This window comes from Microcystis sp. LSC13-02 (genome assembly GCA_002282935.1).
Lineage (GTDB): Bacteria > Cyanobacteriota > Cyanobacteriia > Cyanobacteriales > Microcystaceae > Microcystis.
The window spans coordinates 1-6,712 of the sequence record MTBT01000303.1; the positions used below are offsets into that span (position 1 = coordinate 1).

The 6,712-nt window shown below is 41.0% G+C and carries 8 protein-coding genes and 1 pseudogene; 7 read left to right on the forward strand and 2 right to left on the reverse strand.

Translation table 11 applies throughout. From position 1 onward, the window contains the following. The first annotated feature begins 86 nt into the window (after positions 1 to 86). The 7 genes and pseudogenes from BGL89_RS18845 (at position 87) to BGL89_RS18875 (ending at position 3,652) form a co-directional block, all read left to right on the forward strand. Complete coding sequence (locus BGL89_RS18845; RefSeq protein ID WP_286827055.1) at positions 87 to 953, forward strand: alpha/beta fold hydrolase; 867 nt, start codon at positions 87 to 89, stop codon at positions 951 to 953. 235 nt (positions 954 to 1,188) lie between these two features. Continuing rightward, positions 1,189 to 1,485, forward strand: coding sequence for a BrnT family toxin (locus BGL89_RS18850; protein ID WP_286827056.1), 297 nt, complete (start codon positions 1,189 to 1,191; stop codon positions 1,483 to 1,485). Then, positions 1,472 to 1,651, forward strand: a pseudogene (locus tag BGL89_RS18855) (hypothetical protein); the annotation flags it as partial. The gene BGL89_RS18850 and the pseudogene BGL89_RS18855, both read left to right, overlap by 14 nt. Before the next feature lie 348 nt (positions 1,652 to 1,999). Then, complete coding sequence (locus tag BGL89_RS18860) at positions 2,000 to 2,233, forward strand: hypothetical protein (protein ID WP_286827059.1); 234 nt, start codon at positions 2,000 to 2,002, stop codon at positions 2,231 to 2,233. Between the two features lie 35 nt (positions 2,234 to 2,268). Further along, complete coding sequence (locus BGL89_RS18865) at positions 2,269 to 2,529, forward strand: DUF4160 domain-containing protein (protein ID WP_158201019.1); 261 nt, start codon at positions 2,269 to 2,271, stop codon at positions 2,527 to 2,529. Positions 2,530 to 2,532: 3 nt separating this feature from the next. Next, positions 2,533 to 2,847 carry a DUF2442 domain-containing protein gene (locus tag BGL89_RS18870; protein WP_158201018.1) on the forward strand — a complete coding sequence of 105 codons (315 nt, stop codon included), beginning with the start codon at positions 2,533 to 2,535 and terminating at the stop codon, positions 2,845 to 2,847. Between the two features lie 127 nt (positions 2,848 to 2,974). After that, a complete protein-coding gene (locus tag BGL89_RS18875; protein WP_286827060.1) occupies positions 2,975 to 3,652 on the forward strand; it encodes a hypothetical protein in 678 nt (225 codons plus the stop codon). Between the two features lie 180 nt (positions 3,653 to 3,832). Here BGL89_RS18875 and BGL89_RS18880 read toward each other — a convergent pair whose 3' ends face one another. Both BGL89_RS18880 and BGL89_RS18885 read right to left on the reverse strand, forming a co-directional pair. Next, positions 3,833 to 5,692, reverse strand: coding sequence for a GTPase family protein (locus BGL89_RS18880; RefSeq protein WP_286827061.1), 1,860 nt, complete (start codon positions 5,690 to 5,692; stop codon positions 3,833 to 3,835). Between the two features lie 60 nt (positions 5,693 to 5,752). Further along, positions 5,753 to 6,628, reverse strand: coding sequence for a 3'(2'),5'-bisphosphate nucleotidase CysQ family protein (locus BGL89_RS18885; protein WP_286827062.1), 876 nt, complete (start codon positions 6,626 to 6,628; stop codon positions 5,753 to 5,755). Positions 6,629 to 6,712: the final 84 nt, after the last annotated feature.

The following is a 6,712-nucleotide window of genomic DNA, read 5'->3' on the forward strand; positions in this document are numbered from 1 at the left end:
ACATTCTAGCATATATTTGGTAAATGCGCTAGTATTTAACGGTAAAGCCGTCGTAGAACGACGGGGTTTCAGACCCAAAATTTTCGATGATTATGAATCCCCCATTAACCATGGCTATTTTAGAAAATTTTCTCGAAGTCGGCTCTCTCAAGTGGTTTTATCGACAGGTTAACCCCGCTCAACAACCAGATACAACCCCCGTGATCCTACTTCATGGTTTACCCGCCCATAGCTATATTTGGCGGGAATTATTAACCAGTTTAGAAGAATATAACATTAATGCTATTGCCCCCGATTGGATCGGTTCCGGTTTATCCGCTAAACCCGATGCCAGAGAATTCGCCTACACACCTAGTGCTTTTTGTCAAGCCTTGGCCGATTTTATTCAAGCTCTCCAATTGCCGAAAATCTCGTTAATTGTGCAAGGTTTTTTAGCCTCCGTCGGCCTACAATACGCCCTAGAAAATCCCGATAAAATTGAGCGCTTGGTCGTCTTAAATACTCCCCTCTCCAGGGATGTCAAATTACCCTGGATAATGAAACAATGGGGCCTACCTTTCCTCGGAGATATGGCGACTCAAGATCCCTTATTAGTCGATCGTACTTTAGAAACTGGTAGCGGTTTTGTGATTAGTGATGCAGATCTGGCTATTTTCCGTCAACCCTATCTAAAAACTTCGGCAGTCGGTCGCGCTTTACTGGCCACGATTCGCAATTTAAACCTAGCGAAAACTATGGCAGAAATTGAGACAGGTTTAGAGAACTTGGAAAAACCTATCCTTTTTGTCTGGGGAATGGGCGATCCTTGGTTATCTTCTGTCACTGTGGAAAAATTGGCCACTAAATCAGGAGTGGAATTAATCTCCCTTGCGGAAGCGAAACACTATCCCCAAGAACATTGGTCAAAAGAAATTAATCCCCGGATTATTAATTTTCTCGGACGCAAAACCTAAAGGGCTATTTAAGGTGACGCAGAAATTGTCTCAATTACCCTTCTCTGATGATAGTAGAAGCGGAGGCTTCGCTTTTTCAAAATTTCTGCGTTTAGGGCTAGTAATTTCTCGATATAACAAAAAATTATTGAAGTTTAAATAGTGATAAAAATTTTTGTTCGTTCAAAACCATAGGTAAGGAGGAGATATAGGAATGATGATCTAGGAAAAGAATTAAACAAACGATTGTTTACTTATGAAATTTACAAAATTTGACTGGGATCAGTCTAAAAGATATTCTAATATAGAGAAGCATGGGATAGATTTTACGGCTGTTCCTCCTATTTTCGATGGTCACTGTCTAATCAGAGAAGATAATCGCCAAGATTACCAAGAAATAAGGATGTGTTTGCTGGGACAATTAAACGGGATAATCTGTTATGTTGTCTATACTATAAGAGGGGAAACTTGCCGATTGATTAGTGCTAGGAGAGCAAACGAACGTGAGCGAAGAAAGTATCAAGAGAGTATCCACCAAGATGGGGATTCTTAACACAAAAGAGGAAAGGCAAGATTTTAGCGATTTAACCGATTGGGAGCGAGTTAAATCGATGAGTGATGCAGAAATCGAGGCTAATGCTTTGTCTGATCCCGATGCGCTCCCTTTTGATGATGATTGGGAAAATGCGATGATCATTTCTCCAAAGCTAAAGTCCACTAAAGGGACTATTAGCGATCGCTTTCTGTTAACTTACCCCGATAAAACCAAGGAGAGTGAATAATGCAAACCGTCCAAATAACAAAAATAAAACCTGTCCTTGTCATTGCGAGGGGGTGATTGAGAGACCATATTTAGTCCCAATACCATAATTCCCCCGAAGCAATCCCAACCCGCTAGTCTTCGAGGCTGCTACGCAGAACATTCTGCTAGGCTGCATTCGCATCGGACATTGTTAATTATTCATCGGCGACGCTATAAATGTTATAATGGTTGTATTTAATGAGAGACAGATAGATGAGACAAAACCTCTCAAGATTTAACTTTTTAGCCAAATAGGAAAATTTTCATGATCAACACAATCAATCTTCAAATCACTTTTGAATCTTTAACTCAAGTGATTAACTCCCTTGACTTAACGCAAAAAAAACAATTATTAGAAATATTAGAACAACAAATTTTTGAAGCTGAAGAAACCTCCTATCAAGATGACGAGGAAACCCTCGCAGAACTTCAAAAAGTTCGGGATGAATACCAATCAGGCGACTATGTAACCCTTGAACAATACTTGAGCAAGGATTAAATCACAATTTATTCCATTAACTCTATTGATCTAAGATGCCAGAAATTAGTCGTTTTCTAGGAATTATTATCACTATGTACTACAATGACCATTCACCCCCTCATTTTCATGTCCGCTACAATCAGCAAAAAGCGATTATTGACATTAAAAATCTAGCTATCTTAAGAGGTCAACTATCTCCGAGAATTCTTGGTTTAGTGATTGAATGGGCTGCTATTCATCAACAAGAATTACTGGAAAATTGGCAACTTGCTAAACTCAATCAAACTTTACAACCGATTTCCCCATTAGAATAAACCATGTTAAAAGACATTATTGAAGTAAAACCCCTCAATGATTATCAACTTTATCTTAAATTTGAAGATGATCGAGATGGCATTATTGATCTTAAAGAAATTATTGAATTTGTCGGCATTTTTGAACCTCTCAAAGAATTAGCTTTTTTTAAAACAGTCAAAATTAATCCCGATTGGGGAACAATTTATTGGGAAAATGGTGCTGATTTAGATCCAGATGTTCTTTATTCTATCATCACCGATCAATCTCTTAACAGCCTAGAAACAAATAACTTACAATGGAAACCCTTGATCACCTATACCAACCATAAAAATTAAAGCAGTGTTAGTCAAGAAAATGTACAATCACATAGAGTTCCTAAAATATGGTGATAATATAATTGGCTAGTCAAATATATGAATTTTTGCCGCTAGTTAAAGATTGTTGATCGGAGTGGTTTTAATCATGGATAAGAAACTATTATTAATGGTCTCATATTTAGTAGGGTTAAATTGTCTGTTTTTGAGTGACCCTCCTGCCGTATATGCTTCTGATTCTGCCTTTATATATTCCTGTAGTTTTATCAAAAAAAAGGAAGTAATAAAACCGTCTGGCATTTGTCTAGTGCATAGTTCCATGTCTCAAGGCGTTTATAGCGGAGCAATTTTATGGGAAGATAATACAGTGACAACTTATGAAGGAGATTTTAATAGATCTGCAATTGATGTAATGGTCAATAACCGACCGGCTGTTCGCTCAGATAATCCTCAAGGAAAAGGATATTGTTTTACTCTTCTCGATAATGAAAGTCAGTTATGCTTGTATGAAACAGAGCAAAAATCTTATTTCCCTTTTTTGGCAAGCTGCAGTTTTTACCAACAAGGAAAATTAGTGAGGAGTGACCCTTTCTGTGCAGGACTAATGAAAGTCAGTCAAGGAATAATGTTTGCTAAAATTCTTTGGAATAGTGATTATGTTAGTATTGTTAATATGAATATTAATGAAATTTCAGCTAACGCTACTATTGACAATCGAAGAGCGGTTCATTCACTTATCGGTAAAGAATCCTGTTTTACTTTTTTGGATGATAGAAGTCGTATTTGTATAGAGTTTAGAGAGGATTTTAATCCTTTTGCTCATTAATAAGTTAGATGACAAAAAAATCAAAGATAAGCAGGATAAATGTCTAAGCTTAGAAAATCAACACAAGCTGAGATTAAAAAATAGCTGCAGTAATTTTTGGTAAGTTCTAGACCTTTTAAACAGGATTTAGTATTATTATATAACGAGGTAGGTGATTATTTTATCGTCTCTAGTTTGTTGTTAATTCCCTTCTAAATACCCCTGATAACTTGACCGGAACTGTTCGATCGATAAGTCCTTTGTCCAATATTCTACCAGAGCATGACCCCAAGCCCAAGCTTCCTTGTCGGCAGTGCTAGAATTTTCTAATAGTATTGGCCAAAGTGCCAATAAATCAAAACTTTTATTCTCCGGATTTAAGAGAGAAAAAAGCTCATAGGCCATCTGTAATTTACCGATCGCTACCGGTAATTGTTCCACAGGAATTTGTTCGGCTAAAAGATAGGCTAAAGTCGGTCTTCCCGTGGCTAAAGTGGAGATAAAACCTAGAATAGGACTTTTTAATAGGGCCGTTAAACCTTGCCCCGTGGCCATCTGTAAAGTATAGCGATCGATTATTTTAGCCGCTGTCAGAGTTCGAGTTTCTAAATCCGCTAAAAAACGGGCTAAACGCAACTGTTTTGCGGGCGAAATTGCCCCCAGCAAAGCGATTGATAACTCCTCATCCCCCCAAGCTTCTCTATCCGGCTGTTGACTGACCATCGGCAAAATGCGATCGCAGAGTTCCTCGAATAATTCCGCCCGATACTGCAAGCATTCGCGGATATTGACTTCTTTGGGACTTTCTCCCGTCAGCCAATTATAGGGGGGTTGCCACTCTCGCAGCGGACGCAGGCGATCAACTTGAGAAACACACACTATAACTGGTAAATTGTCAATAGTTTGTTGCAAATCTTTAAGAAAAGCCTCATCCATAGCCAGGGCGGGATCGAGGGCGGGGGTGACAAGAATCAATAAATCGGCGTTTTCGGCATAATTGAGAACCTTTTGCCGATAATCAGCCCGATTTGCCTGTTCGTAGCCCGGGGTATCCCAGAGGATTAACTCGTCTCCTTCTGGGGTTTGCCAATGGTAGGATTGGATTGCGTCGGTACTGGGCAATAGATCCACTTGGGCCAAATCGGCCCGAAAAAGAGTATTGATTAAACTGCTTTTGCCGGCCCCGGTGCGTCCAACCAGCAGAATATTAACCGGTTGGCGATCGATTTCCGTGATCGGTTCAGCTTGGGCGAGAATTTCCTTGAGAGTAGTGGTCGCGATTTTCGTCTTGGTGGGGAGAGTGGGGGCGAGATTACTGCCACTGTAGAGTAACACCGCTTGGCGAGAGAGGTTTCTCAGGGCATTTTCCCGCAAAACTTGCCCTAAATTGACTAATAATTGCTGATCCGCTCGATCGCTGTACTTTTGACTAGCCACTTTAGCCACAGCCGCGGCGGGATTGATTAGCCATTGCGCCCAATTCCAGACCTGCCAAAGTTTCCGGGCTGAGGGTTGCAATTTTTGATAAACTTCGTAGGCTTGATAGGCTTGACCGATGGTGATTTGATTCAGGGCCGGGGAAAGATTCTGCATCCAGCGATCGCTATCATCTACAGTTCCCCGAATTAAACCGTAGGCCTGGGGAATGTAAATATTTAATAAGGGGTACTTGACATCGGGGTAATATATCTGGGCGATGGCATTGACCAAATCCTGACAGCGTTGCCAAAAAGTCGCCCAATCTTCCCACACCGGGCGATCATTGCGGGCCTCGGCGATAATTCTCTCGATAATTTCCTCGACATTTCCCCCAGAATCACCGTCAGGAGGGGTTAATTCTGCCTTAATTTCCCCAATGGTGGCTTCAATTTCCCCGACTACTGGGCGCGTCCATCTGACCAACAGGAAGCGCCAAGCAACAAAAATCAGGGTAAAAACTGCCCAAATCCAATTTAAACCCCATTGATTGATCTGAAAGCCGGCGGCCACGATCAGAAAAATCACCACGGCGGCGATCGGAACTGCTAAAATCAACCCTTGCCAAGTTTTTAACCGTAACATTGCTCGATCTGGTTTTTTTCCATTCTACCGATCTCCGATTCTGGGTTAGGGGGGCAGAAATTAGACAGTGGCATCAATTTGGGCGAGGATTGCCGTGGACAACTGACAAAGTTGTTGATGACAAGGACCATTACTAGCCATGATCCCCCCCCATTGCCGCACATCGCTGCGATTATAGCGCACGGGTTGACCATCAAAATAGGAAAATTTGCCGCCTGCTTCCGTTAAAATCAACTCCGGTGCGGCAAAATCCCAGTCTTTAGCCGCCGATTTCCCCGATAGGGAGATATAAACATCGGATTTTTGTTCGAGGATCGTGGCAATTTTACAGCCCACACTACCCACATAATTTTTACCAAAGAAAGGTATTTGACTTAATAAATTATCAAAACGTTGGTCGCGATGGGTACGACTAACCACCAGATAGAGGTCGGTAATTTTATCTTTATTGGCAACTTTTACCTGTGTAATATTGCCGTCGCTAGTTTCTAGAAAAGTACCTTTTCCTTTTTGGGCAAAATAGAGTTTTTCTTGATCTGGTAGGGCAACCACGGCGATTATCGGTCTTCCTTGATAACATAAGGCGATATGTAGGGCATATTCTCCCGTTTTGTCGATAAAATCCCGGGTTCCGTCCAAAGGATCGATAATCCATACCCAATCTTTCGGGATAGCTTCATTGCCCTGATGGGTTTCCTCGCTCAGATAACCAAAGTCGATATCAGAGAAATTTGTTTGTAATTCCCCTAAAATATAGTTATTTGCCGCTAAATCCGCCGCCGTCACTGGTCCGCCTTTTTTTTCCTCGTTGATGGCTAAATCCTGTTCACCCCGGTAGTAGGATTGGAGAATTTTAGCACCACCCCAACCCACGGCACGAGTCACAGCTAAAATGCGATCGAGCGTTTTGGTATCTTGACAGGTTAAATTAATCATCGAAAATTTTGGGTCTGAAACCCCGTCGTTCTACGACGGCTTTACCGTTAAATACTAGCGCATTTACCAAATATATGCTAAAAT